The sequence below is a fragment of the Psychrobacter sp. AOP31-B2-9 genome (assembly GCF_052378005.1).
Classification (GTDB): Bacteria; Pseudomonadota; Gammaproteobacteria; order Pseudomonadales; family Moraxellaceae; genus Psychrobacter.
The window spans coordinates 1-589 of sequence record NZ_JBQSXG010000332.1; the positions used below are offsets into that span (position 1 = coordinate 1).

The 589-nt window shown below is 44.5% G+C and carries 1 protein-coding gene; it reads right to left on the reverse strand.

The window, feature by feature from the left end; genetic code table 11:
* Positions 1–482 (reverse strand): contractile injection system protein, VgrG/Pvc8 family (locus tag ACT3SX_RS15500; protein ID WP_444761867.1); only part of this gene is annotated, 482 nt, incomplete at its 3' end.
* Between the last annotated feature and the right edge of the window lie 107 nt (positions 483–589).

Here is a 589-nt window from a genome sequence, read left to right on the forward strand (position 1 = left end):
GTGCGTATGGCTAAGGGCAGAGACAATTGCTCTGAGGCGGTACTGCCTGATGATAGCAGCGTCTCAGATATCTCCCACGTCATATCATAATCACCAAGAATAGCGGTGATGATATCTAGGGTGGACTGATTGATGAAAGTGCGCGTATGTATCGACTGCGTCAACTGCCAGTCAGGAGTCACGACTTCTAACGTATAAAAGTGCATCGCGCCATCAGACTGCTGACAACGGACACCTCGTATGAGACCTGTGCGACAGGTAGGCGTACGATTCGCGGACAGCGTGGTCAAGCAAACAGGTGTACCAACCAATGATAAACAAGCGTCCGAGTCTAGAAATATGTAACTAAACACTAGTATGTCAATAGTATCGGTTTGATTAACACTGCTGACACCATAAAACGCCACAGGATAGAAGGCATCTACTGTTAAACTGTCGGCATGAATGGTAACTTTATGTAATCGATTGGTCTGAGAGGGCATAGGAGGGGTACCGTTACTACTGGCTTTATACCAAGGAAATGGCCCGAATTGGAATGTTGCTGAATTATTTATGAATAAAAGTATAGAGTTTATTGAAATATTGTCAA